Annotated in this window: 16 protein-coding genes and 4 pseudogenes; 10 read left to right on the plus strand and 10 right to left on the minus strand. The window is 70.3% G+C overall.

Going from position 1 to position 24,827, the window contains the following annotated elements:
• Positions 1-110: 110 nt before the first annotated feature.
• Positions 111-785 carry a UbiX family flavin prenyltransferase gene (locus QA861_RS42875; protein WP_334594354.1) on the minus strand — a complete coding sequence of 225 codons (675 nt, stop codon included), beginning with the start codon at positions 783-785 and terminating at the stop codon, positions 111-113.
• Positions 786-1,073: 288 nt separating this feature from the next.
• On the opposite strand from QA861_RS42875, the gene QA861_RS42880 reads away from it, so the two are divergent.
• Entirely contained in the window at positions 1,074-1,619 is a 546-nt protein-coding gene (locus QA861_RS42880; RefSeq protein WP_334595031.1) for a rhomboid family intramembrane serine protease, read from the plus strand.
• Positions 1,620-1,652: 33 nt separating this feature from the next.
• On the opposite strand, the gene mqnP is transcribed toward QA861_RS42880, so the two are convergent.
• Positions 1,653-2,555, minus strand: coding sequence for a menaquinone biosynthesis prenyltransferase MqnP (mqnP, locus tag QA861_RS42885; RefSeq protein ID WP_334594355.1), 903 nt, complete (start codon positions 2,553-2,555; stop codon positions 1,653-1,655).
• 97 nt (positions 2,556-2,652) lie between these two features.
• On the minus strand, positions 2,653-4,110 hold the full coding sequence (locus QA861_RS42890; protein ID WP_334594356.1) for a menaquinone biosynthesis decarboxylase: 1,458 nt from the start codon (positions 4,108-4,110) through the stop codon (positions 2,653-2,655).
• 97 nt (positions 4,111-4,207) lie between these two features.
• Between QA861_RS42890 and QA861_RS42895 the strand changes: the two genes are divergently transcribed.
• Both QA861_RS42895 and QA861_RS42900 read left to right on the plus strand, forming a co-directional pair.
• On the plus strand, positions 4,208-4,594 hold the full coding sequence (locus QA861_RS42895) for a PLD nuclease N-terminal domain-containing protein (protein WP_334594357.1): 387 nt from the start codon (positions 4,208-4,210) through the stop codon (positions 4,592-4,594).
• Positions 4,595-4,712: 118 nt separating this feature from the next.
• A pseudogene (locus QA861_RS42900) lies at positions 4,713-6,094 on the plus strand (purine-cytosine permease family protein).
• A gap of 194 nt (positions 6,095-6,288) precedes the next feature.
• Here the strand turns inward: QA861_RS42900 and QA861_RS42905 are convergent.
• Complete coding sequence (locus QA861_RS42905) at positions 6,289-8,079, minus strand: acyl-CoA dehydrogenase family protein (protein ID WP_334594358.1); 1,791 nt, start codon at positions 8,077-8,079, stop codon at positions 6,289-6,291.
• A gap of 418 nt (positions 8,080-8,497) precedes the next feature.
• On the opposite strand from QA861_RS42905, the gene QA861_RS42910 reads away from it, so the two are divergent.
• Complete coding sequence (locus QA861_RS42910; RefSeq protein ID WP_334594359.1) at positions 8,498-9,301, plus strand: SAM-dependent methyltransferase; 804 nt, start codon at positions 8,498-8,500, stop codon at positions 9,299-9,301.
• 190 nt (positions 9,302-9,491) lie between these two features.
• On the opposite strand, the gene QA861_RS42915 is transcribed toward QA861_RS42910, so the two are convergent.
• From QA861_RS42915 to QA861_RS42930, 4 genes and pseudogenes are all read right to left on the minus strand, one after another.
• Complete coding sequence (locus tag QA861_RS42915; RefSeq protein WP_334594360.1) at positions 9,492-10,175, minus strand: hypothetical protein; 684 nt, start codon at positions 10,173-10,175, stop codon at positions 9,492-9,494.
• 23 nt (positions 10,176-10,198) lie between these two features.
• On the minus strand, positions 10,199-10,567 hold the full coding sequence (locus tag QA861_RS42920; protein ID WP_334594361.1) for a hypothetical protein: 369 nt from the start codon (positions 10,565-10,567) through the stop codon (positions 10,199-10,201).
• Positions 10,568-10,570: 3 nt separating this feature from the next.
• Complete coding sequence (locus QA861_RS42925; RefSeq protein ID WP_334594362.1) at positions 10,571-12,997, minus strand: glycoside hydrolase domain-containing protein; 2,427 nt, start codon at positions 12,995-12,997, stop codon at positions 10,571-10,573.
• A gap of 326 nt (positions 12,998-13,323) precedes the next feature.
• A pseudogene (locus tag QA861_RS42930) lies at positions 13,324-15,057 on the minus strand (excinuclease ABC subunit UvrA); the annotation flags it as partial.
• Between QA861_RS42930 and QA861_RS42935 the strand changes: the two are divergent.
• Positions 15,052-15,306, plus strand: a pseudogene (locus QA861_RS42935) (MerR family transcriptional regulator); the annotation flags it as partial. The pseudogenes QA861_RS42930 and QA861_RS42935 overlap by 6 nt on opposite strands.
• A 5-nt stretch (positions 15,307-15,311) precedes the next feature.
• On the opposite strand, the pseudogene QA861_RS42940 reads toward QA861_RS42935, so the two are convergent.
• Positions 15,312-16,943: pseudogene (locus QA861_RS42940) on the minus strand (nuclease/transposase family protein).
• Between the two features lie 127 nt (positions 16,944-17,070).
• Here QA861_RS42940 and QA861_RS42945 point away from each other — a divergent pair.
• Positions 17,071-18,018 carry a transglutaminase-like domain-containing protein gene (locus QA861_RS42945; protein WP_334594364.1) on the plus strand — a complete coding sequence of 316 codons (948 nt, stop codon included), beginning with the start codon at positions 17,071-17,073 and terminating at the stop codon, positions 18,016-18,018.
• 3 nt (positions 18,019-18,021) lie between these two features.
• Here QA861_RS42945 and QA861_RS42950 read toward each other — a convergent pair whose 3' ends face one another.
• A complete protein-coding gene (locus tag QA861_RS42950; protein WP_334594365.1) occupies positions 18,022-19,356 on the minus strand; it encodes a PucR family transcriptional regulator in 1,335 nt (444 codons plus the stop codon).
• Positions 19,357-19,456: 100 nt separating this feature from the next.
• Between QA861_RS42950 and QA861_RS42955 the strand changes: the two genes are divergently transcribed.
• The 4 genes from QA861_RS42955 (at position 19,457) to QA861_RS42970 (ending at position 24,826) form a co-directional block, all read left to right on the plus strand.
• Complete coding sequence (locus tag QA861_RS42955) at positions 19,457-19,942, plus strand: nucleoside deaminase (protein WP_334594367.1); 486 nt, start codon at positions 19,457-19,459, stop codon at positions 19,940-19,942.
• Positions 19,935-20,945, plus strand: coding sequence for an isopenicillin N synthase family dioxygenase (locus QA861_RS42960; protein ID WP_443041650.1), 1,011 nt, complete (start codon positions 19,935-19,937; stop codon positions 20,943-20,945). Before QA861_RS42955 ends, QA861_RS42960 begins: the two co-directional genes overlap by 8 nt.
• 171 nt (positions 20,946-21,116) lie before the next feature.
• The gene (locus QA861_RS42965; protein WP_334594371.1) at positions 21,117-23,231 is read left to right on the plus strand and encodes a hypothetical protein; all 2,115 of its coding nucleotides are present in this window, start codon (positions 21,117-21,119) and stop codon (positions 23,229-23,231) included.
• Entirely contained in the window at positions 23,231-24,826 is a 1,596-nt protein-coding gene (locus tag QA861_RS42970; protein WP_334594372.1) for an ABC transporter substrate-binding protein, read from the plus strand. Before QA861_RS42965 ends, QA861_RS42970 begins: the two co-directional genes overlap by 1 nt.
• Position 24,827: the final 1 nt, after the last annotated feature.

The raw sequence follows: 24,827 nt of genomic DNA on the forward strand, positions 1-24,827 counted from the left end.
CGGGTGGAGATTGCTGCGGGTGGTGAAGACTGCTGCGCGTACGGTCGGTTCCTGCTGTCGGTTCCTGAAAGTCATGAGCGGTACTGCCAGTTGCTGATACGTACGCCGGCTCAGTCGTTATCAGTACGGGACGTAAGGGATGTGCCGGCCCCGCCGCCGAGTTCGCCCTCCCAGCGGCGGTACAGCCCGTGCGGGACACCCGCCGCGTCGAGCACGCGTCCGGCGACGAAGTCGACGAGATCCTGGATATGGGTGGCGCCGGCGTAGAAGGCGGGCGACGCCGGTACGACGCTCGCGCCGGCGTCGTCCAGGGTCACCAGGTGGCGGAGGGTCTGCCCGTTCAACGGGGACTCCCGTACGGCGACGACGAGTGCGCGCCGTTCCTTGAGGGTCACACTGGCCGCCCGCTGCAGCAGGTCCTTCGACAGGCCGAGCGCGACCCCGGCCACGCAGGCCGTGGAGGCGGGCACGATCAGCATCCCCTTGGTGGCGTACGACCCGGAGGAGGGCCCGGCCGCCAGATCCCCGGCGCTCCAGTGCCGTACGCCGCTGATGTCCACCGCGAAGGTGCCGGGCTTGCCGTCGGCGCCACGGGCCAGCCATTCCCGCAGGTCGTCCTGCCAGTGGGCGTCCCGGAAGGAGATCCCCGTCTCGTCGAGCAGCGTGAGCCGGGAGGCCCGGGACACGACCAGGTCGACGCTCTCGCCCGCGTCGAGAAGGCCGCGCAGCACTGTGGCGGCGTAAGGAGTGCCGGAGGCGCCGGACACCCCCACGATCCAAGGCACGCGGGGCGTCTCTCCTGGCTTGAGTGGGTTCACGACACGGAGCTTATCCGGCATCGTGGGGCGGGAACCGGGCGAGGGCGCCCGGGCGTTCCCTGTGGGGACGAGTTGAATCGCCCTTCAGGGGCGGGGGGCCGGGGGTCTGTCATGTGGGACAAGTGGAATGCGGCGAGAACGGGCCGGGCCGGTGCGGGCCCAGGTCCGTCGCGAAGCGACCGGCTCGGGCGTGAGGGCGAGGCGTCCGACGGCCTGCTGTCCGGCGGGGAACGCGCGAAGGCGGCGGCCAAGCTGATGCTCGGCTGGGTGGCGCTGCTGTGGCTGCTGGAGGTCGTCGACGTGGTGAGCGGCCACGCGCTGGACGCCCTCGGCATCACACCCCGTACGACGTCCGACCTGGTCGATGTCGTTCCCGCCGCCTTCGTCCACTTCGGCTTCGGCCATGTCGCCGCCAACAGCGTTCCGCTGCTGGTCCTCGGTTTCCTCGCGGCGCTGGGCGGCCTGCGCCGGTTCGCCGCGGTCTGCGCGCTGATCATCGTCGCCGACGGGCTGGGGGTCTGGCTCGTGGCGCCCGCGCACAGCAACACGGCGGGCGCCTCCGGTCTGATCTTCGGCCTCTTCGGCTACCTGATCGTCACGGGCTTCGTGGAACGCCGTCCGTTGGGCGTCCTGGTCGGTCTGCTCGTGGCCGCCGTCTGGGGCACCTCGGTCCTGACGGGCCTGGCCCCGACCCAGACGGGCATCAGCTGGCAGGGGCACCTGGCGGGGCTGATATCGGGGGTGGCCGCGGCATTCGTGTTCCGGCGACGACGGGTGCCTCCGGTGCCGCTCATGCAGTAGAGGGCGCGGGGAGCACCCGGTCACCTGGTCGAGTCAGACCGTGAGCCCACGGACGAGCAGATCGAGCAGAGCGCACCCGAAAAGAGCGATGCCGATGAACCCGTTGACGCTGAAGAACGCCCGGTTCAGCCGCGACAGGTCATCGGGCCGCACGATCGTGTGCTCGTACAGGAACGCCCCCGCCACCACCAGCAGCCCCAGCCAGAAGAACGCCCCCGCGTCCGTGGCCAGCGCGTACCAGACCAGCAGTGCTGTCGTCAGGGTGTGGCAGACGCGGGCGCTCCACACCGCCGCCGGGATGCCGAAGCGGGCCGGTACCGACAGTACGCCGGTCTCACGGTCCGTCTCGATGTCCTGGCAGGCGTAGATCAGGTCGAAGCCGCCGATCCAGATGCCGACCGCCAGCCCCAGGATCACCGCGTCCCAGGACCACTCCCCCGTGATCGCCAGCCAGCCGCCGACCGGGCCCATGGCCTGGGCGAGACCCAGGATGGCCTGGGGGAAGTTCGTGAACCGCTTGCCGTACGGATACACCACCATCGGGATCACCGCGACGGGGGCGAGGGCCAGGCACAGGGGGTTCAGGAGGGCCGCCGAGCCGAGGAAGACGATGACGGCGATCAGGGCGCCGGTCCAGGCGTGCTTCACCGACATCGCGCCGGTGACCAGTTCCCGGTGGGCCGTGCGCGGGTTACGGGCGTCGATCTCGCGGTCGATGATCCGGTTGACCGCCATCGCGAAGGTCCGCAGACCGACCATGCAGACGGTGACCAGGAGCAGACGGCTCCAGTGGACGTTCCCGTCCAGCTGGAACATCGCTGTCAGCGCGGCGATGTAGGCGAAGGGCAGCGCGAAGACCGAGTGTTCGATCATCACCAGGCGCAGGAAGGCGCGTGTCCTGCCGGGCTGAGGCAGCGCGGCGGCGGAGGCACTCACAGGCCGTACCCCATCCAGCGTCTCTCGACCGGATCGCCTCCGCGTCGGCGGAGAAGCCCCGCCGCCGCGCTGTCATGTCCCATCATCGACTCAGTCCTCACAGCCCGTATTCCTTCCACCGTCGCGTCACCCGTTCGGCCGTGTCCGGGTCCGAGACCACCATCTCCGGCCACCCCCCGTCCCGCGTGTACCCCTCCTCGGGCCACTTCTTCGTCGCGTCGATGCCCGCTTTTCCGCCCCAGAACTGCTGGTAGGAGGCGTGGTCGAGGTGGTCGACGGGGCCTTCGACGATGCTCAGGTCGCGGGAGTAGTCCGTGTTGCCGAGGGCCCGCCAGGCGACCTCGTGCAGGTCATGGACGTCGCAGTCCGAGTCGACGACGATGATCAGCTTGGTCAGGGACATCATGTGGGCGCCCCAGACGGCGTGCATCACCTTCTGCGCGTGCTTGGGGTACTTCTTGTCGATCGAGACGATCGCGCAGTTGTGGAAGCCGCCGGCCTCGGGGAGGTGGTAGTCCACGATGTCCGGGACGATGATCTTGAGGAGGGGGAGGAAGAACCTCTCCGTCGCGCGGCCCAGCGGGCCGTCCTCCGTGGGCGGCCTGCCCACGACGATCGACTGGAGCAGCGGGCGCCGCCGCATCGTCACGCAGTCGATCGTGAGCGCCGGGAACGGCTCCTGCGGGGTGTAGAAGCCCGTGTGGTCGCCGAAGGGGCCCTCGGGGAGCATCTCGCCGGGCTCCAGCCAGCCCTCCAGCACCACTTCCGCCTGCGCGGGCACCTGCAACGGCACCGTCTCGCAGTCGACCATCTCGATCCTCTTGCCGGCGATGAACCCGGCGAACAGGTATTCGTCGATGTCACCGGGGAGCGGTGCCGTCGAGGCGTAGGTGACGGCGGGCGGGCAGCCGAAGGCGATGGCGACCGGCAGCCGCTCGCCCTTGCGCGCCGCGACCTGGTAGTGGTTCCGGCTGTCCTTGTGGATCTGCCAGTGCATCCCGATCGTGCGCTTGTCGTGCCGCTGGAGCCGGTAGAGACCGAGGTTGCGTACGCCGGACTCCGGGTCCTTGGTGTGGGTCAGCCCCAGGTTGAAGAAGGAGCCGCCGTCCTCGGGCCAGGTGAAGAGCGCCGGGAGCCGGTCGAGGTCCACCTCGTCACCCTTGAGGACGACCTCCTGGACCGGAGCGTTGTCCGACTTCACCTTCTTCGGCGGTACGTGGACCATCGATCCGAGCTTGCCGAAGGCCTCCCGCACACCCACGAACCCCTGGGGCAGCTCGGGTTTCAGCAGCCCGCCGATCCGGTCGCTGATGTCCGCGTACGACTTCAGCCCGAGCGACTTGAGCAGCCGCCGGTCGGTGCCGAACACGTTCATGGCCAGCGGCATCGCCGACCCGCGCACGTTCTCGAAGAGCAGCGCGGGCCCGCCTGCCTTCTGCACGCGGTCGACGATCTCCCCGACCTCCAGGTACGGGTCCACCTCGGCCTTGATGCGCTTGAGGTCACCCTCGCGCTCCAGCGCCCTGAGCAGGGAGCGAAGATCGTCGTAAGCCATGCGTTCCAGTATCCGTCACGCACTACCCTTGGACTGTCAGCGGGGGCCGGACGCGACCGTCCCAGTGCCCGGACAGCGACTCAAAGGGAACCGATACATGCTGCGGGTGCTGTTGATCCTGGTGCCTCTCGCGCTGAGCATCTACGCGTTCATCGACTGCGTCACCACGCAGGAGAAGGACGTCCGTTTCATGCCCAAGCCCGTGTGGGCGATCCTCATTCTTCTGTTCCCGCTGGTCGGCTCCGTCTCGTGGCTGATCATCGGCCGCGACCGTGCCACCTCCCAGCGCCTGGGCGGCGCCGGCGGCCAGTGGATCGCCCCGGACGACAACCCGGAGTTCCTCAAGTCCCTCAAGGACGAGAAGGCGGACGAGAGTGAGCCGGCGCAGGACGACGACGCCCATCTGCGGGACTGGGAGGCCGACCTGCGCCGCCGCGAGGAGGAGCTGAAGCGCCGGGAGAGCGGCGAGGACCCCAAGGAGTAGGCGTACGGGGCTGCTGTCGGCCCCCGTCGGCCCCGTACAAGGTGTACGCCGGCGAGCCCCCCGAAGCGGACAGTGCGTCCCTGGGCGGGATGGGTCGCGGACCGGACACTTACCTCGCATGACGACTGCTCCGGCGAACACCCCAGCGCCTCCGGCCCCCGCGTACGGCGACAAGGTCATCGCCGTGGAGACGGCGGGCTCGGACCCATTCCGGATGCCGAACGGCACGGCGGCCCGCTCCAGTTGCTGTGGACCTGGGCCTCCCCGAACATCGAGTTCGCGACCGTCTACATCGGCGTGATCTCGGTCCTCTTCTTCGGCCTCGACTTCTGGCAGGCGTCCGCGGCCCTACTGCTGGGCACCGCGCTCGGTTCGCTGACGCACGGGATCCTCTCCCTGGACGGTCCCCGGTTCGGCGTACCCCAGATGGCGATCGGACGGTTCGCCTTCGGGTTCCGGGGGAATCTGCTGCCCGCCGGTGTGAACGCTCTTGTCGCGGGCGTCGGTTGGTTCGCGGTCAACAGTGTGAGCGCCGCTTTCGCGCTGAACACGCTGACCGGTCTGCGTCCGCTCCCCTCCCTGCTGCTCGTGGTGGCGGCGGAGATCGTGATCGGCTTCATCGGCCACAACTTCGTGCACGCCTTCGAGAAGTACGCCTTCCCGGCGCTGGCCGTCGTCTTCCTGCTGGCCGGCGTCTGGACGTTCAAGGAAGCGCACCTGGGCGCCCCGGACACCGGCGGCGGTATCGGCGGCTTCCTGCTCGCCTTCAGCGCGGCCTGGGGTTACACGGCCGGCTGGAACCCGGCGGCCTCCGACTACTCCCGCTACCTTCCCCGTACGGCGAACCGCCTGCGCACCGCGCTCTACCCGGCCGTCGGTCTGTTCGTGTCCGTGTCCGTCGTGGCGCTGATCGGCGCGGCCTCGGCGACGATCGTCGCTCCCGAGGGCGCGACCCCGACGGCGGCCTTCACCGGTCATCTCCCGGGCTGGCTCGGCGACTTGGTGCTGCTGTCGATCATCCTGGGCGCGGTCTCGGCGAACGCCCTGAACGTCTACTCGTCCGCGATGTCGGTCACGTCCCTGGGGCTCCGGATGCCCGGGTGGCTGGGGCGCGGCGCGATCGTGGTGCTGTGCGGGCTCGCGGGTACGGCGGCCGCCTGGTCGTCGCTGGCGGACGCGGGGGCGGCGTACGAGGCGTTCCTGCTGGTGATCGCGTACTGGGTGGGGCCGTGGCTCGGGGTGGTGCTGGTGGAGCGGTGGCTTCGGGCGCGGACTCCGGTGGAGGCGCTGAGCGCGCGACTGTCCGACCGCGCCTTCACCAACTGGCCTGGAACGACCGCCCTGTTGGCGGGGATCGCGGTGTCGGTGCCGCTCTTCTCCAACCAGGAGAAGTACGTGGGGTGGGTGCCGCAGCAGTGGCCGGCCTTCGGCGACATCACGTGTCTGGTGGGGTTCGCGGTGAGCGCCGGGCTGTACCGGGTGCTGCGGCGGGCCGCCTGACCGGCTGACCGGCGCGGGTACTGGTCGGCGGATCGGCCGGGCGTACATCCCCTACACGCCCGGCACTTGTCGCTTGTACCCCGCTTACCGCTTACCGGTTGTCGGTTACGTCAGTCGGGGTACATCAATCGAGCGTCATGTGCACGTCACCTTTAGGCCAGAAGTTGCCTCGTCCGACTCACAGGACACACCGGTCAGGCGCCGGAGAGCATCGGCAGCGACGACAGGTGCTCCTCCGGGATGTCGAAAGCCTCCGTCAGGGTGCTGAGGTGCGGGGCGAGCCGGGTGGTGAGGGCGTGCAGCGTCTCCGGCAGGGCGCGTACCTGGTCGACGGTGAGGGCCTGTTCGGCCAGCAGCAGGCCGCTGCGGGCACTGACCTGACGGAGGAGGAAGAGGGCGGCCAGGTCCTCCAGGACAGCGCGGGTGATCGGGTCGGAGACCCGGGCGCAGGCGGCGAGCAGAGCGTCGGCGGCCTGACCCACCGTGTACGCCTCGACGAGGTCGAGGGCGGCGTCGGAGGCGTTGTTCCAGCGGCCGAGGGCGTCGCCGCTGTCACCGCGCCGCAGGTCGCGACGGGCAGCGGTGTGCCAGTAGCGCTCGGCGGTGGTGAGGGCGCGGCGCAGCAGTCCCGGGTCGGTCAACGGCTCGTCGCCGGTGGGCCGCATGGGTTCCGGCGCAAGATCGTGTCCGAAGATCATCTCGGCGCCGGCCTTGCACCAGATCGCCAGGTTGTCGCCCTCGGCGGTGATCGCCCCGTCCATGTCGCCGGCCAGGGCGGCGAGCCCGTTCACGGCGAACAGCCCCCGGGCGCCGCACCGTTCCCGGCTCTCGGTCGCTATCTCGCGGGCCCGCCAGGTGACCCACCCCTTGGTGACGGCGACCAGTCGCTCGGCGTCGGCGCGTTCCTCGGGCGCGTGGGTGACCCAGCGCTCGGTGGCCGCGCGGTGCAGGAAGGTCATGGCGTAGGCGGTGGCGGTGTGGTCGAGGAGGCGGGTGTAGTGGCTGCGGTGTGCGGCGAGCGGGACGCGCTGTCCGGCCACCGGCCCGGAGATGTGCCGGGTGTACGAGTACCGGACGGCGATGGCGAGCGCCATACGGGCCACCCCGAGCCCACTCGCGCTCATGCACAGCTTGCCTGCCGTGACCCGGCTGATCGCGTGCAGGAACCGCTTGCGCGGACTGCCGACCGAGCTCACGAGGCTTCCGTCGGGCAGGAGTTGACCGTGGGCACCCTGGAGGAGGGCGGTGCGGGGCAGCCGTACGTGGTCGAAGTTCGTGGCGCAGTGGTCCACCGAGGCGCCGACGCGCTCCGGCAGCAGGGTGACGGTGATGCCGGGCAGGGTGCCGTAGTCGTCGCTCAGCGGGGTGAGGAAGAGGAAGGCGCCCAGATCCTTGTCGTCGACGATCAGCCGGGCGCCGACCACCGCGGTCTTGGGGCCGCCGGCGGAGCTGGTGTTGGGCATGTACTTCTGCGCGCCGGGGTGGGGGGTGTGCAGGACGAACTCGTCGCGCTCCCTGTCGTACCGGGCGACGGTCTCCAGCGCCGCCACGTCGTTTCCGTGCGCGCGCTCGGTGCACAGGAAGGTGCCGATACGGGACATGGTGGTGAAGTCCGTCAACTCACGCGGCTGGGAGACCTGGTCGTCGACGACGCTGCCGAGAAAGAGGTTGTAGTGGATCCCGGCCACGGTGACCGTGGCGCCGTCCACCGGGCAGGTCCACTCGTGCAACGCCGCGAGTCCGCGCGGGTCGTTGGCGAAGAGTTCGGGCGACGGGACTTCGTTGTTGAGGGCTCGCAGTCTCTCGTAGGCGAGCCGCCATCGTTGTGGGGTGCCCAGTCCGGGTCGATACCGGAACAGATCGTTCGAGACCGCTTTCCGCCATCGGCCGTGGAGGTCGTTTCCCTCCTCGCCGTCCTGAAAGAGGAGGCCGGTGACGGCGGCTTGATCAAGGACTGGGTAGGGCGTACGCGTCTGCGTGGTCATGGTGATCGAGATGCCCACTGTTATTCGGGGATCAACCAATAGTGACCAGGGGCACTTAAAAAAGTGGCCAATATGCGGCATTAATAGACAGGAATCAGCCGAAGTGCGACAGCGAGGATTTGGGCCGACTTCGAACACTCAATCGACCCTGGCGTTGTGTGCGGAGACCACTAACCGGAATCCGAATAGAGCGAATCGGAACACGGGATTCCAGAGTTGCCCCCGCGCCAGCCTCCGCCCCCATGCCGCCTGCCTCGATCAACCCTGTGGACGACCTCACCGGCAACGTTGGCGCGTGACCGTACGCGAACTCCGCCTCGACCCCAGCGAGTCGCACCTGACGGACATCGCCCTGACCGGCGCGCACGCAGTGAACTACTCTCGCTGGAACGACAGTTGACCGCCAGGGGAGTGCAGGGTGACGCAGGACCAGGTCCGTATCGAGGGCATCGACACCAGTAGGCCGCACCCTGCCCGGATCTACGACTACCTGCTGGGCGGCAAGGACAACTACGAGGTCGACCAGCAGGCCGGCGACGCGCTCGCCGCCGCGGCGCCCGAGGTGCGGATCGGCCTGCGGGCCAACCGCGCCTTCATGCGACGCGCCGTTCGCCACGTGGTCGGCAGTGGCATACGTCAGATCCTCGACATCGGCACCGGGCTGCCCACCTCGCCCAATGTGCACGAGGTCGCCCAGGCGCTGGTGCCGGAGGTGCGGGTCGCCTACGTCGACAACGACCCGATCGTGAAGGCGCACGCCGACGCCCTGCTGAGCCTGACCGGCGGCGGGACCAGCACCGTGCTCGCCGATCTGCGCGACCCACGGGCCGTCCTGGACCACCCCGACGTCCGCCGGGTCATCGACTTCGACGAGCCGGTCGCCCTGTTCCTGGTCGCCGTCGTCCACTTCCTGGCCGCCGCGGAGAAGCCCGGGGAGATCGTCGCCACCCTGCGCGACGCGCTGCCGGCCGGAAGCTTCCTGGTCCTCTCGCACGCCACGGGCGACTTCGCGGACCGCACCGACGCCCAGGCCGAGTACAGCAGGAAGGCGACCTCCAGCCTGAACCTGCGCCCCCGCGCCGAGGTGGAACGGTTCTTCGACGGCTTCGAACTGCTCGAACCGGGCCTGACCCAGGTCCCGTTCTGGCGCCCGGACGCCCCACCGCCGGAGCGGTCCGAGGAGATCGGCATCTACGGGGGCGTGGCCCGCAAAACCGGGTGAGAACCCACTTGATCACCCGTGCGGAAGAGCCGGGCACCGGGGAGGGTGAAGGTGCGGCCGTCGTGGCCGTAGCCGCTCTCCGTGGCACCCGGACATCGTCCCGGTCACCGAGCGGCGGCACCGCGCGGGAGACACCTCCCACGCGGTACCGCCGCTGTGGCGGCGCTCCGGTTTCCCCCGGCGGCGCGCCCTACCCGGCCCTGCGCGAGAACGCCCTCGCCTTCGCGCGCCGCTTCGTGTCGAACGCGTCGATCGAGCCCGCGCCCTCACCCGGACTGTTGTTCCAGCCGCGGATCTTTCGCGCGACGCCCTTCAGCTTCGGGTGGCCGGACCTGAGCGCGATCTCGAAGTGCGCCTCCTTCGGCGTGCCGAAGTCGCCGCCCCACCTCACCGCGCCGTCCAGCTCCGTGAGGATGTCCCGGACGATCACCAGCTCCTGCGGGTACAGGCCGCCCTTGGCGCCGACCGGGTACGCGTCCGGGCGGATCGCTATCGCCGTACCCGACAGGTAGTTGGACTCGTACCGCTGCCGGACCTGCAACCGGCCCTCGCCCGACGGCCTGTGGCCCTGCACGTCCCCTCTTCGGAGCTGGTCGATCTCGTAGTGGAAGCGGCGTGCCACGTGCAGCAGGAGCACAGACGCGTCGCCGTCGGCCAGTCGTACGGACTGGCCGCTGCCCTCGATGTCGTACTCCGTGGCCTCCGCCAGGACCGGCCAGCCGTTGGCCGACCTGTCCCCCTGCCATTCGCCGGTCGGCGCCGAGGCGGCGGCAGCGGACGCCGGACCGGCCGTCCCCACCGAACCCAGCACCACCGCGCCGGCCACCGCACCCGTCGCGCCGGCGAACCGGCGCCGCGACAACTCATTGACCATCACGACTTCCCCCTGTTCGAGTTCTACGTGCTCTTCGAGTTCAATGTGCTCTTCGCCTTCTTCGATCTCTTCGCCGCGAGACGCGAGACCCCCGACCACACCCCGGCTCCCAGGGACAGGACGATCAGCAGCGTCAGGACGACGATGGCCGGGTTGACCCACACCGGGACGAGGTCGTAGTCGGCGTTGCACTTGTTGTGCATCGGGAACCACTGACCCGGCTCCCGCCAGTGCTCGGCGCGGTACTGCTCGTCCAGGGGCCGGCCGAGGGAGGCGCAGGTCTCGTCGATCTCGTGGCCGCCGGAGAACATGCCGATGAAGTACGTGATCCCCAGCAGGAACGTGGAACCGACGGCCAGGGCCAGCCATGCCAGTGGGCCCAACCGGCGCATCGTCTACTCCTTCTGTGCGCGCGCCGCTGCGCGAGACCTGGCTGCGCGTAGGTACGTGTCGTGGTTCTTCCGGTAGGTGGCCGCCATCCGCGACTCCTGGCCCGTGCGGGCGAGGAGCGTATCAACGAATCCCTGTTCGAACGGTTCCAGTTCGTCGTAACTCAGCATGGCGGGGAGCGTCTTGATGCCTCCCCGGACCGTGACCAGACCGACCTGTGCCGCGACGACCTCCTTGTCGTCCGATGCGGTGAGGATGTTGTGGGCCAGGAACTTGGCGTCCGTCGTGTTGCCGTTGAACCGGCCGTTCCAGTACCGCTGGAAGCGACTGAGGCCTCCGCCGCCGTTGTAGAGGTCGGTCACCGCGGTGACGATGTCCTTGCCGTTGTTGCGTACCGCGTCGGCCAGCAGCCAGGCGTCCGCGTCCTCGATCAGGTCGTTGAAGCCGAAGCTGGACGCCACGCCGACCTTCGCCAGCTTGGCCATCGCGAACGCGTGACCCGACGGGTAGGCGTCCGTGGCGTGGCGCCAGTCGGCGTAGAACGTCAGCAGGTCGCCGCCCCAGCCCGCGACGTCGCCCTCGTCGACGGAGCGCGGGTTGCTCGGCATCCATGCCACGAAGTGGCCGTTCGTGGACGCCATCAGGTGCTCGGCGCCCAACTCGTATCCGGTGTAGGGGTCCTTGAAGCCCTCCATCACCGACATGCCCTTGCCGTTGGCGAAGTTGACGAACTCGCCGTCGTACGCGCCGATGAGGAAGTCCCAGTCGCCGCCGCCGTACGACTTGTGCCGCACGTACTCCATGACCAACTGGTTGGGGTTGCCCTTGCCGTACTCCTTGGCGATCTCCAGGAGGCGGGCGAGGTAGTTGATGAAGCCGTCGGCCGGGCCCGCCGCCTTGTTGACGGAGTCCTGGCCGGGGTCCGCGCCCGAGACGACATCGCGGTCCAGGTCGAAGACGTCCGACCCGTTGGTGACCCTGAACTCCTTGATCTGGTTGTAGGCCCAGTTCGCCGGGATCGGGAATCCCAGGTTCCCGGAGAAGCCCCAGGACATGCCCGAGACGAACGAGTAGCGGGCGCCGGTCTGCTTCGTCACGTTCGTGCACACGTTCCGTGAGCCGTACACGCCGTGGATGTACCGCTTGCCGTTGTAGGCGAGGCCCGCGGCGACGCCGTGGAAGTAGGGCACGATCGCCGAGTCGATCTCCTCCTGGGTGGCGTCGTAGTCCACCGCGAAGTAGATCGTCGTACCCCGGTTGAAGCCGTAGCCAGAGGCCAGGGAGTGCGCGTTCAGGGCGTGCTGGTAGCCCGCCGTGTAGGTGAAGTCGGAGAGTTGGCGCGCGTTGTCCTGGTAGATCGGGAAGACCTTCAGGCCCGCGCCGAAGATCGTCGCGAGCTCGCCGGGCTTGATCTCCTTGTCCAGGGTCGAGCCCGGCGGGTCGTACAGATAGCGGCCCACCACCTGGTAGCCGTTGTCGCGCAGGTACTTGGCCCGGGACGCGGTGATCTCGAAGCGCGTGTCGCTGCCCGTCGCCGGTCGGTCCGCGTCGCCCATCGACACCAGGAGCTGGGCCCACGTCTGGTAGTCCGAGCGGCCCGAATCCGGCAGCTTGGAGAAGCGCTGGAAGATCTTCACCCACTCGACGAGGGTGGCGTTGAAGGTGTCGCGCCAGGTCGTCGGCGTGCCCGGGTCGCTGGTGCCGGAGGGCACCGGGGAGTTGAACACGCACGCGGCCGAGAACATCTCGACCAGGACGCCGGAGTCGCCCAGACCCAGGTTCTTCGTGCGCAGCGCGGCCTGGGTGGCGGGACCGAAGTTCCCGTTGGGCGTGGCGAGACCCAGCTCGTACTGGAGCCCGGTCATCAGCGCCTTCTGCACGTCACGGGAGTAGATCCCGTCGCACGGCCCGACGCTGAAGGCGCTCTTCTGCCAGTAACGGCCGTTGAGCCACCGCTGGATGGCCCGTATCTCGTCCGTACCGCCGGCGACCCCGACGTAGGCGTCCATGTTGAGGATGCACTTGAACAGGGCCGGCGTGGTCTGACCGCCCGCGGTGCCCGTGCCGCCGTCGGGCAGGCCCATGTCGATGCGCATCGCCTTGACGGCCTCGGTGGTCACCGCGCCGTACTCGCCGTAGCCGTTGGCGCCCCAATACCCCTTGCAGAAGAGGCCGTGCTGGATGATGCGGACGATGTTGCTGTTTCCGCTCCAGCCGAACCCGATGTCGCCGATCGCCTGGAGCTTGGCCATCGTGCCGGGCCCGAAGCTGGCGACGACCGGGCTGATGCCCAACTCGTGCTGGAGCCCCATGATCAGGGAGTTCATGGTGGACCACCCGGTCCGGCCGGTCTCCGGGCACGCCGTGTAGCCGGAAACGCTCGCGTAGGTGGCGTTCACCCATTTCTGCGCGTCAAGAACTTTCTCGTCCACGATCTACTTCTCCCCCTATGGCCTCAACACCCGCTCGCGGCAGGGCTGATGGCACGAATGACGTACTGAACTGACGTAAGGAACTGGTGCAGGGAACTGGTGCAGGGAAGCGTTCGAAGCCGTCCTCCGGCCCAACCCAGCCGCCGAGGCCACCGTAGCGACCCCCCACCGCACCTACCTCCCCCTTCACCGCACGCGTGTGCGAGCGGCACATGAACGACTCCTACCAGGCACCGGCACCCGGGAAACAAGCACCGCGAAAGAAACCACAGCCCGCCGACCGCCCCGGCGCCTCACCCCGCCGGTCACACCGGTCACGCCGGTGATCAGCTCATCGCCCGTACGCCCTCCCGTAGAAACGCACCCGTCCGGGAACCCCTCGTCGGGCAAGTGGCCCCGTCTGCCGCCCGCGCCGCCTCCGCGATCTGCTCCGGCGTCCCCTCCGCCACCACGAGCCCGCCCCCGGCACCGCCCTCCGGGCCGAGGTCGATGATCCAGTCGGAGGCGCGCATGACATCGAGGTTGTGCTCGATCGTCACGACCGAGTGGCCCGCGTCGACGAGGCGTTGGAGTACGTCGAGCAGGCGCGCGGTGTCGGCGGCGTGCAGGCCGGTGGTCGGCTCGTCGAGGAGGTAGAGGGTACGTCCGGTCGCCCGGCGCCCCAACTCCTTGGCCAACTTGAGGCGTTGGGCCTCGCCTCCGGAGATGGTGGTGGCCGGCTGCCCCAGCGGAAGGTAGCCGAGCCCCACGTCCGAGAGCCGTTGCAGACGGGCGGCGATCTGCCGTACGCCCCGGAAGACGGTGAGCGCCTCGTCCACCGTGGCGGCCAGCACCTCGGCGATGTCGTGCCCCTCGAAGCGCACCGCGAGCACCTCACGGCGAAACCGGCGCCCCCGGCAGCCCGGACACCGCACCTCCACCGCGGGCAGGAAGTGCATGTGCACGGCGAGCACACCGGCACCCTCGCACCGCTCGCAGCGCCCGCCGGGCACGTTGAAGGAGAAGGCGGCCGGAGTCAGCCCTCTCGACCGTGCCCCCTCCTGCGCGGCGAAGAGCTCCCTGACCGGGGTGAAGACATCCGCGTATGTCGCCGCGTTGGAACGCGGGAGACGGCTGATCGGCTCCTGGTCGATCGTCACGACCTTGTCGAGGTGCTCCCAGCCGTCGATCCCGTCGCACGCCCCCGGCGATGCCGAAGGCGATGCGGATGACGCGCCGGACGCCGACAACGTCCTTGCCGCGTCCAGGCGTTGGTGTGCCGCCTTGCCCAGCACGTCCAGTATCAGCGTCGACTTGCCCGAGCCGGACGGCCCGGTGACCGTGACCAGCCGCCCGAGCGGAATCCGCACGGTGACGTCCCGGAGGTTGTGGGCGCGGGCCCCGCGAATCACCAACTCCGCGTCCGGCTCGGGGCGTTCCTTCCGTACGGGGTGCTGGAGCCGGCCCGACAGATACGCCCCGGTGACGGAACCCTCCGTCGACGCCACCTCCTGCGGTGTTCCCTCGGCGACGACCCGGCCGCCGTCCCGGCCCGCGCCCGGACCGATGTCGATCACGTGGTCGGCGGCCCACAGCACGTCCAGGTCGTGCTCGATGACGAGGACCGTGTTGCCCAGGTCCCGCAGGCGGCGCAGTACGCCGACGAGGCGTGCCGTGTCGGCGGGGTGCAGTCCGATGGTCGGCTCGTCGAGGACGTACAGCATGCCGGTGAGGCCCGAGCCGAGCAGCGCGGCCAGGCGCAGCCGCTGGGACTCGCCCGCGGAGAGGCTGGTGCTCGACTGGTCGAGGGTCAGATAGCCCACCCCGGTGTCGACGAGCCGCCGTACCCGCTCCTCCAGGTCGGCGACGACCGGTTCGGCGAACCGCCACTCGTCGCCGGTGGAGAACGCCCTCAACTCTGCCACCCAGTCCGCGAGTTCGTTGAGCGGCAGCCGGGCCGCGTCCGTGATGCCGAGTCCGTGCACGGTGACGGCCCGGCTCTCGTCACGCAGCCGTGTCCCCGCGCACGCCCCGCAGGACTCCTTCAGCATCGAGCGTTCGGCCTTCTGCCGCAGCAGCGGACGGCACTGCGGGCCACCCGCGAGGCCCTGGAGGCGCTGGCCGGCCGACGGACCCCGGCGGCGACCGCGACCGACCTCCGCATCGGCGAGCTGGCCGCACTGCTCGGCGTACGGACGTCCGCGCTACGGGTGTGGGAGGCGGCTGGGATGCTCACCCCGGCCCGCGAACGCGGCACGCGCTACCGGCAGTTCGGGCCCGACGACGTCCGCGGCGCCCGCCTGCTCCAGACCCTCCGACGCAGCCACTACCGTTCCTAGGGACTGAGCGGGAGTGAGTCCTGTTGCCAGGACTCATGCTCAGCCGAACGCCCCGGACGGTGTTGGGCGTTCTGGTTACCCGCGTTCGCTCCGCGTCCGGCGCCGACGGATCGTGTCCGTGGTCCGGGAATGCGGGGGCGGGTTCCCTCACGCCCAGGAACACGCCGACCGGCCTGGACGGTCCGATGCCCCTGCTCATCACTCCGGTGAGCAGGGGGCGGTGTCGTCCGTCGCCGGATCGGGTGTCCCTGGGCGCGCCTTCCGATCGCCACGGCAGCAGCATCATGGCGAGTTGTCTTACAGGTGGTTGCGGTGAGGGGCTTCTGCCAGTGCTGGGCACCCCACCGGCTGGTGTAGGCGGGGTCCACGGCGATGACCGCGATACCCGTCTGGTCGACCATCGAGGCCAGCCGGGCACGCAGCTTCCCGGTGGGCATGCCGGAGATCAGCTGCCGGAAACGCTTCCTGCGGCCGTGTTTCTCCCGGGTCTTCTCCGCGCCGAAGTCCAGGTCCTCGACCGCGATCGCCTTCACGCCGCACGTGCGGGCCCAGTGCAGGAGGCGGGTCAGGGCGTGACGGACCTGCGCGTCCCGATGCTCAGCGGTGCCCGACAGGTCGTAGAAAAAACGGCGCGGGACGCCAGTCGGGTTGCCGTGAATATCGAGGCGCCAAGCGGCCAGATGATCGGCGTTCATGTCGACGCCGATCACGCCGTGGGCGAGCGCGGCCTCCATCGGCACGGTCGGGGTGGGCGGGATCTGCCAGGACGCGGTCACATACCAGCGGTCCCGGCCGGTATCCAGGTGGATGCGGTAGGCGATCGCCCGGTTCGCCGCGATGCGATCCGCCCACTCCTCGCCCCGGTGCGCGAACGTGACCTTGCAGGCGAGGACGTACCGGCCGTGCGGGGCGTTCGCCAGATACGCGAGCGGCGCGGGGAGCTTGATGCTCACCTCGCCGTCCGGGCTGATACGGATGGTCTCGTTGCCGTACCGCTTGCCGGACTCTCCGTCCGCCTGACAGAACCACCGCTCTGCCTCCCACCGCCCACGCCACTCAGGTTCCGTGAACCCGGCCTCGTCCAGGTGGTGGCGAGCCCGGGCCAGCCGCTTGCCGCCACGCACCACGTGCACGATGCCGGCCTCGCGGTCGGCCCGCGCGCCGGCCAGCCGGTCCTCCAGCACTCGCAGGCGCCGGGACTTCGCATGCCACTCCCGCTGGGACCGGTAGCCCCCGGGCGCCTTCTTCGTCCCCTTCTGCCCGATCGGCTGGGACAGGCGGCGCTCGATAGTGCGGACGCCCGCTTCCAGGGTCTGGACATGCGCCGACTGGCAGCGCCGGGCCAGCGCCCACTGGTCATGGGTGGCTTTGGTGATACTGCCCGCCCACCGCGACGACGACAGCGGCGTCAACTCCCGCTTCCGCCCCGCCCACGCCTCCCCGGAGTAGACCAAGGCGTCCCGGCAGCGTGTCTTGAGGTCCTTGGAAGCCAGCGACCCCAGATGCGCCCCCACCAGCCGCAGCACCTTCCCATCGCCCGGCGCCAGGTCTTTGAGGCGGGTCCGGACGGCCACACCACTCGGACCGGACGCGACGAACGGCGCCGCGATACTCCTCAGCTCACCCACCCCGTCACCCCCACCCGAACCCGCCCGAAGATCCCGTCGCCGTGGGAAACGAACACCACCCGGGAAGGTCACGCATTCGATGAGAGAACGTCAGTTCCCGGTGAAACCGTACCGAGGGAGTCCCGCCGTGCCGTCTTCCCGTCCCGCACTCGCCCCCGACGTCGCCGCCTTCTACCGCACCCACAGCACCTTCTCCGACCCCGGCGACCTCGCCCGGCTGTACGTCGACCTCCCCTCCGACCCCGCCCAACTCGCCCGTACAGCACGTGACTTGATGATTCACCGGGTCGAGGGAGACCTGTTCCGGCACACGCACCCCGCCGACCGGCTCCACCACGACGCCGACACCCGGTACCTCGACGACATCCTCCGGATCGTCATCGCGCGCGACGGCTCCCCGCTGACCCGGCGGCGCGCGGCCGGGGACCGGTTCGTCGGTGTGTGCCGTGACTTCGCGCTGCTGTACTGCTCGTTGCTGCGGCACAGCGGTGTCCCCGCCCGGGTGCGGTGCGGGTTCGCCGACTACTTCGAGACGGACGGCTTCCACTACGACCACGTCGTCACCGAGTACTGGGACGCCACGCGCGGCTGGCTCCTCGCCGACGCGCAGCTCACCGATCCCGAGGTCACCGCCGCCTGGCACGTCGACTTCGACCCGATGGACGTACCGCGTGACCGTTTCCAGGTCGCGGGCCGGGCCTGGCGGGACATCCGGGCCGGTGCCGCCGACCCCTCGACCTACGGGCTCCACCCCCCGGAGGAGGGGCCGTTGCACGGCGAGTTCTTCGTGGCCGGCAACGTACGGCTCGACCTCGCCGCGCTCAACAAGGTGGAGACCCTGCTGTGGGACATCTGGGGGACGGAGGCCGGGGAGGACGGCCGGTCCATGACCGACCCCCTCCGCGAGCTGTACGACCGGGTGTCACTGGTCGTCGCCCCCGACTCTCCCGGTGACATCTCCTTCGAGGCCGTCCGGCGGACCTTCGCCGAGGAGGACGGGGTGCGGACGCCGGAGACGGTGTTGCAGCTGTCCGAGTTCAACCCGCCGCGTCACGTCACCCTCCGCCCCTTCTGACGCCTACGCGACCGTCCGCAGGGCCGCCATTCCCACCCTCGCGCCCGCCGTCCCCCGGACCACCCGCCACGCGCAGGCCGCCATCAGCAGCTCGCCCAGCAGGTCCGGGTCGTCGATCTCCAGGCCCAGGAGGGATTCGATGCGTTCCAGGCGCTGGTAGAGGGACTGGCGGCCGATGTGCAGGAGGCTCGCTGTGCGCGTGGGTGAGCAGCCGTTGCGCAGATGGACCTCCAGGGTGCGGACCAGGTCGCTGGGGTGGGCCGCCTCCCACGCCAGGAGGGGGCTCAGTGCGTGCTGGACCAGACGGGTCAGGCGGTCGTGGTTGGCGTCGACGCCGCCTCGGGTCAGTTCCCGTTCGAGGGCGAGGGCCCTGGAGGACGTCACCAGGGGGCCCTGCGGGGCGTTCGGCTCCGGTGGCGGCACTGTCAGCGCCAGTTCCAGGGTCGTACGGGCCGCGCGCAGCGTCTCGCTCCAGCGCAGCCAGCCGCTGCCGACGTCGACGGCGTGACCCACGGCGACGGTGACGCCGGGGGCGGTCGCGGTGAGGCCCGGGGCGGCTGCCGTGCGAAAGGCGTCCTGCACCGCCCGTACCGGGTCGCGTAGCGGCTTCGCCCCGGGCCCCGGCAGGACCGCGACCAGGGAGAGTACGTCCCCCGGGAAGGCGGCCCGCAGTACCGCCCCGCCGAGGGTGCGCGCCGCCCGGTCCACCGCGCCGACGTCACGCGTGCCGTGCACGGAGACGCCGATCAGCCGGGCGCCGGGGCCGGGGTGGAAGCCGGCGAGGGCGGCGCGGGCCTCGACCTCGGGCTGGTTGAGGGCCTGGCCGTCGGCGAGGTCGGCGAGCAGGGCGGCGGTGTGGTCGTCGCCCCAGGGGCGGACCACCGTACGGCCGGACAGGCTCCGGGCGACGATCGCGCGGTTGGCGGCCTCCGTGATGCGTACGAAGGGGACGACCCGGCGCAGGGCGAGCAGGGGCAGGCCCAGACGGCGGGCCTCGTCCGTCACCTCGGGCGGCATCGCGGGGAGCGAGCGGCCGATCTCCACGGCCAGGCCGGCCGCGCCCCGGGCGGTCAGTTCGCGGACGTACCGGCGCCGTACCTCCTCGTCCGCGTCGACGAGACCGAAGCCGTTGGTCAGCAGCAGCTCGCCGCCGTCGAGGAAGTTGGCGCCCTCGTAGACCTCGCTGGTGGGGGTCCCCCCGCTTCGAGCGAAGTCGAGAAGAAGGGGGAGGACCCAGCGCACCGGACGGTCCAACGCGGCCTCGCCGGTGAGCAGTTCGGGCTCGGCGGCGCGGACCGGGTCGAGGGCCATGAGTTCACGGAGGGTGAGTGCGGACACGGGTGCCTCCCAGGGCGCTGACACTTCGTCCTGCTGCGGGATGCCCGGAGAGTACTTTCCGCACGTTGCCCCGGTGTTTCCGTCGAAGGAGAGTGAACCCATGGATCAGGGAGACCAGCTGGATCAGGCGCGGACACAGACACTGGCACAGGCACGCTCGTGGCTCGCCGTCGCCGTCGAGGAAGCCCGCGCCGGGCTCGCCGAGGGCGGTATCCCGATCGGCGCCGCCCTCTACGGGGCCGACGGCACGCTGCTCGGGCGTGGGCACAACCGGCGCGTCCAGGACGGCGACCCCTCGGCACACGGCGAGACGGCCGCGTTCCGGAATGCGGGACGGCAGCGCTCGTACCGTGGGACGACCATGGTCACCACGCTCTCGCCGTGCTGGTACTGCTCCGGTCTGGTGCGGCAGTTCGGTATCTCCCGGGTGATCGTGGGAGAGGCCGTCACCTTTCACGGCGGCCACGACTGGCTCGCCGAGCACGGCGTCGAGATCGTGCTGCTCGACGATCCCGAGTGCGTCGGCCTGATGCGCGACTTCATCAACAACAATCCCGCACTGTGGAATGAGGACATCGGTGAGTAGCTCCACGTCGGCCAGTAGCCCCACACCGGCACAGACCCCCGCCGCCCCCCGTATCCCGACCGTCGATCTGCGGCCCTGGCTGGCCGGTGACGCGGCGGTACGCGAGGAGATCGCCCGTACCGTCGACGAGGCCCTCCAGACCGCCGGATTCCTGCTGGTCACCGGGCACGGCGTCGACCCCGCCCTGCGCGCCGGCATCCGGGAGGCGGCCCGCGCCTTCTTCGCGCTGCCCGCCGAGGTGAAGAAGCGGTACGCGGCGAAGGTCGGCGGGCGGGGGTGGCTGGGTCCCGGCGCCGAGGCCAACGGATACTCGGAGGGTACGGAGACTCCGCCGGACCTCAAGGAGTCGCTGACCTTCGCGACCGACGAGCCGTTCGACGACCCGGCCGTCGACGCCGAGTGGTACGCGCCCAACGTCTGGCCCGCCGAGGCGCCCGAGCTGAGGAGGCTGTGCGAGGAGTATCTGCGGCGGATGGGCGAGCTGGAGAAGGAGCTGCTCACCCTCCTCGGGTCCGCTCTCGGGCTCGAACCCGACTTCTTCTCCCGGCACATGGACCATCCGACGTACGGCTTCAACATCAACTGGTATCCGGGGGTCGAGGTCGTCGGCGAGCCGGAGCCCGGGCAGTTCCGGATCGGGCCGCACACCGACTTCGGGACCGTCACCATCCTCGACCGGCAGGCCGGGAAGGGCGGGCTGCAGGTCTACACGGACGAGGGCGGCTGGGAGGACGCGCCCTTCGACCCCGAGGCGTTCACCATCAACATCGGTGACCTGATGGCCCGTTGGACCGGCGACCGCTGGCGCTCGGGCCGGCACCGGGTGCTGCCGCCGCCGGCCGACTCACCCGCCGAGGAGCTGATGTCCCTCGTCTACTTCGGCGAGTGCACCCCGGGCACGATCATCGAGTCGGTACCCGCGCCGGTGGGACGGGTCGCGTACGAGGTTTTCGACTCGCACGTCTATCTGCGGGGCCAGCTGGACTCGATCACGGTCGACTGAGTCGCCCAGGAAGACGCACAGGGAAGGCGTCCAAAGGTGAGCATCGGACCGATAATTTCGTAACACAACGGACATGCACCGATCTGGTCCGATGCAACTCCCTCTTCTTACACTGGCGTTGCGGTACTGCACAGCACACTGGACGCGGTAGGCCCTAGGGGGAGGGATGCGGTGCTCAGACGGCTGCACGGACGCGGGGCGCTCTTCGACACCGAACCGCCGGGGCTCGCGCCCCGGCTCGTCGGGCTGAGACCGCACCATCACATCGCCGCTCCCCTGGAGCATCCACACGAACCGCCTTTCGTGGTGCTCACCGCCGGGCGCGGACTCGGCAAGAGCGCGGTCCTCGGCGAACTGCGCGCCGCCTACCAGGGGCACACCCCGGTCGCGCTGATCGACTGCGAGGACCCGCAGTTCACCCGGTCGCCCGAGCGGCCCGCGCAGGCGTGGTCACCGCTCACGCAGGCGCTCCTCGTCATCGCCGAACAGCTCGCCGAACCGGTCACCGGCGCCCGGCGGCTCGCCTTCCCACGGCTGATGTCGGGCCTGATCGCGGTGGCCGCCGGCGGCTGGGGCGACGCCGACCGCGAGCGCATCCGCTGGGAGGTCCAGCGGATACTGCTGCTCAACGAGAGCGGCTCGTGGTTCACCGGGTTCGCCGCGCGCTGGGCGGGCCGGGTCGTCTCGAAGGCGGTCGCGGCGGCCATCAGTGACGACCCGCTGGTCTCGGCGGTCATCGAAGCCACTCTGGAGGCGATGACGGAACGTTCCGCGAGCACCCGGCAGCGCAGGGCGTCCACCTGGTACCGCGCGTATCCGAACGCCGGTGACCGTGCCGAACTCGGACTCCGCCTGCTCTCCGACCACTTCAGGGCCGGCGGCACCTCGCGCGAGCACGCCGAGCGCTATCTCGTACGGGCCCTGCTCGCCGACCTCACCGACGCCTACGCCGGGGTGCGGGCCCATCTGCAGCGCCTGGGCCGCCCGCTCGTCCTGGTCGACAACGCGCAGGGCGCACCGGGGCGTGAACTCGTCGAGCAGGTACTGCGCGACCGCGCGGAGGGCGTCATCGACCAGGTCGCGTTCATCGCCGCCCTGCGCGGCAGCGGCCGGTCCGCGCTGCGCAACGCGGTACGCCGGGACCTGCGCGAGACCGGTCAGCGCACCCGCTGGACACCGGGCGACACGGTGTCCTCCCGGGCCCTGCTGGTGTCGCTGCCGCCGCTGACCTCCGACGACACACTGCACATCGTCGACGCGGTCTGTACGGGCACAGCGGTCCCCGTGCCCGCCGAACTCCCGCCCGCCACCCACCGGTTGACCTGCGGCAACCCGCTCGGCATCGCCCTGCTCGCCGAGTCGGCCCGGCAGAACCTGCCCCGACTGCCGCCCACCGCCCCCTTCGGCGCCCTGCTCACCGCCGAACTCGTCCTGCACGAGGACCGCGAGGGCCGTCCCGCCTACCGCGAACTCCTCGACCGGCTCGTCCCCGCCGACCGGATCGACGAACTGACCGTGCTGGCCGCCGCCCACGACCACGACTCCGCCTGCGCGCTCGCCGCAGCCCAACTCCCCGACGACTTCGGCCCGTCGAGCGTCCGCGCGCTGGAGACCCGGCTCGTGACGGAGGGACTGCCCGTCGTCCCCGGTCAGTTCGTCGGCGACGCCTTCGTCCGCACCCTGCTCCTGCTGCGCCTGCACCACCGGCACGCCGACCACGGCAAGTGGCGGGACGTCCACGAGACCCTCATCCAGCACTACGAGGGACCCGAACCGTCGAAGGCCCGTTACCGCCTCCACCACGAACTCGCCCTCGGCGACACCGGACCGGCGGTCGCGTATCTGCGCGACACCTTCCACACCCTCGACACCGGCACCTGGCTCGAAACGCTGCTGTTCGTCGCGTCCGCGCCCTACTTCCACGCCCATGACGCCGAGGGCCACGACTTCGTCGGCGGCGACCACCAGCGCGCCCGCATCGCCTTCGGCCACACCGACGCCGAGCAACGGCCGCCGGACGACGTGGACGCCGTACTGCATCTGCGGGTACGCCGACTCCTGCACGCCGTCTGGCAGTTGACCGACCCGCTGGTGCTGCCCGAGCGAAAGCTGTGCGACCGGCTGCGCTACGAGCTGGAGCAGCTGTCCAACGACCCGCGCGCGAGCAACGCGCTGCTGTGGCAGGCCTCGCAGGAGTGGCCCGAGGCGGCGCTGGCCGGCCGGCCGCTGCGCACCCCGGGCGACGAGGACGCCGACGACCGGAACAGGAACGACGGAGGCGTGTGATGGCTCGCTCGGGGTTCAGGGGTGTCGGGGCGTGGCTGCGTGAGGGGGTCTGGGCGATCCCGCTGCGCCGCTATCTGGCCCTGCTGGTCACGGTGGCGCTGGTGGCCGGGATCGGGTTCGCGGTCAGGTCGCTCACGCACGACGACCGTGCCTGCGCGCCCGGGGTCGTGCGTCCGGCGGACAGTGACGAGTGCGTGGGCGTCTCGACGACCGACTACGCCTTCGGACGCGAGCAACTCGCCGACACCATCAGGGCGATCGACCGCGAGAACGACTCGCTCGTGCAGGGCAAGGTCGGTTACGTCACCGTCGCCCTGTTCGAGCCGTTCACCGCGAACGACGCGGACATCCTCGGGGATGTGCTGCACGAGCTGCAGGGCGCGTATCTCGCCCAGTGGAAGGTGAACCACGACGCGAACGGCGAGGGTCCGCCGATCCGGCTGGTGCTGGCCAACCCGGGCCGTACGGGCGCCTATTGGGGGCACACGGTCGACCAGCTGGAGCGGATGACGACGGCCTCGGACCGGTTGCGCGCGGTCACCGGCATAGGGCTGAGCACGGCGGAGAACACAGAGGCCGTCAGGGAGCTGACGAAGCGCGGTATCCCCGTCGTCGGCACGTCCATCACCGCCGACAGCCTCGCCAACGGCCAGCAGGGCAGCCCGCAGGGCCCGAAGCCCTTCCCGGGGCTGGCCCGCACCGCCCCCACCAACACCGACGAGGCCCGTGCGCTCGCCTCATTCGCCAAGGTGGCGGCCGACAGCGCGGTACTGGTGTACGACGATCCGGGCGACCCGTACACGCTCACGCTGCAGGCGTCGTTCGAGAAGCTGCTGACCAAATCCCGCTACCAGCCGTGGCCCTTCACCCCGCCCACCGACCGCACCAAGGAGGGGACCACCGCCAACGACTTCCGGCAGATCAGGGAGCTGGTGTGCGACACCGCGCTCGGCGTGAACACCATCCTGTTCGCCGGACGCCACACCCAGCTGCGCCAGTTCATCAACGCGCTCGGCAAACGCGGCTGCATGCAACGGGAGTTCACCATCCTCACCGGGGACGACGCCTCGTACCTCACCGGCGACAAGAAGCTGGACCCCGAAGCCCTCAAGCACGGCGTCTCGGTGCGTTACAGCGCGCTCGCCCACCCGGACGCCTGGCTCAGGAACCCCCCGAAGACCGGGGGTTCTGCGGCGGACGCCCGGGAGCTGAACGAGCTGCTGACCGCCGCCCAGGGCAACAGGACCGGCAAGAGCGACAGGCCCTCACCGATCGGCGCCGTCGACCTGGAGGACGGTCAGCTCATCGTGGCGTACGACGCGATGCGGCTCACCGTCGAGGGCATCCGCGAGGCCACCCCGCGAGGCCGGACGGCGCCCACCCTCGCCGACGTGGGCGACGAGTGGACGCTCATCAAGGGCTCGTCGGGCCGGGTGAACGGCGCGAGCGGCTGGATCTGCCTGGACAACTACGGCAACCCGTACGACAAGGCGGTGCCGATCGTGGAGCTGACCCCCGACCGGCACGCCCGCTTCGTCGAGATCGCCTGGCCGACGGGCAGGTCCCCGGAGAAGGACTGCCTGCCGCCGTCGTAGC

The organism is Streptomyces sp. B21-083 (assembly GCF_036898825.1).
Taxonomy (GTDB): Bacteria; Actinomycetota; Actinomycetes; order Streptomycetales; family Streptomycetaceae; genus Streptomyces.

Excerpts from the sequence above, each read along its gene's own strand:
- QA861_RS42880 (WP_334595031.1), top strand. The coding sequence starts at position 1,074 with ATGCTCGGCTGGGTGGCGCTGCTGTGGCTGCTGGAGGTCGTCGACGTG.
- QA861_RS42890 (WP_334594356.1), bottom strand. The coding sequence starts at position 4,110 with ATGGCTTACGACGATCTTCGCTCCCTGCTCAGGGCGCTGGAGCGCGAG.
- QA861_RS42895 (WP_334594357.1), top strand. The coding sequence starts at position 4,208 with ATGCTGCGGGTGCTGTTGATCCTGGTGCCTCTCGCGCTGAGCATCTAC.
- QA861_RS42905 (WP_334594358.1), bottom strand. The coding sequence starts at position 8,079 with ATGACCACGCAGACGCGTACGCCCTACCCAGTCCTTGATCAAGCCGCC.
- QA861_RS42915 (WP_334594360.1), bottom strand. The coding sequence starts at position 10,175 with ATGGTCAATGAGTTGTCGCGGCGCCGGTTCGCCGGCGCGACGGGTGCG.
- QA861_RS42920 (WP_334594361.1), bottom strand. The coding sequence starts at position 10,567 with ATGCGCCGGTTGGGCCCACTGGCATGGCTGGCCCTGGCCGTCGGTTCC.
- QA861_RS42955 (WP_334594367.1), top strand. The coding sequence starts at position 19,457 with ATGGATCAGGGAGACCAGCTGGATCAGGCGCGGACACAGACACTGGCA.
- QA861_RS42970 (WP_334594372.1), top strand. The coding sequence starts at position 23,231 with ATGGCTCGCTCGGGGTTCAGGGGTGTCGGGGCGTGGCTGCGTGAGGGG.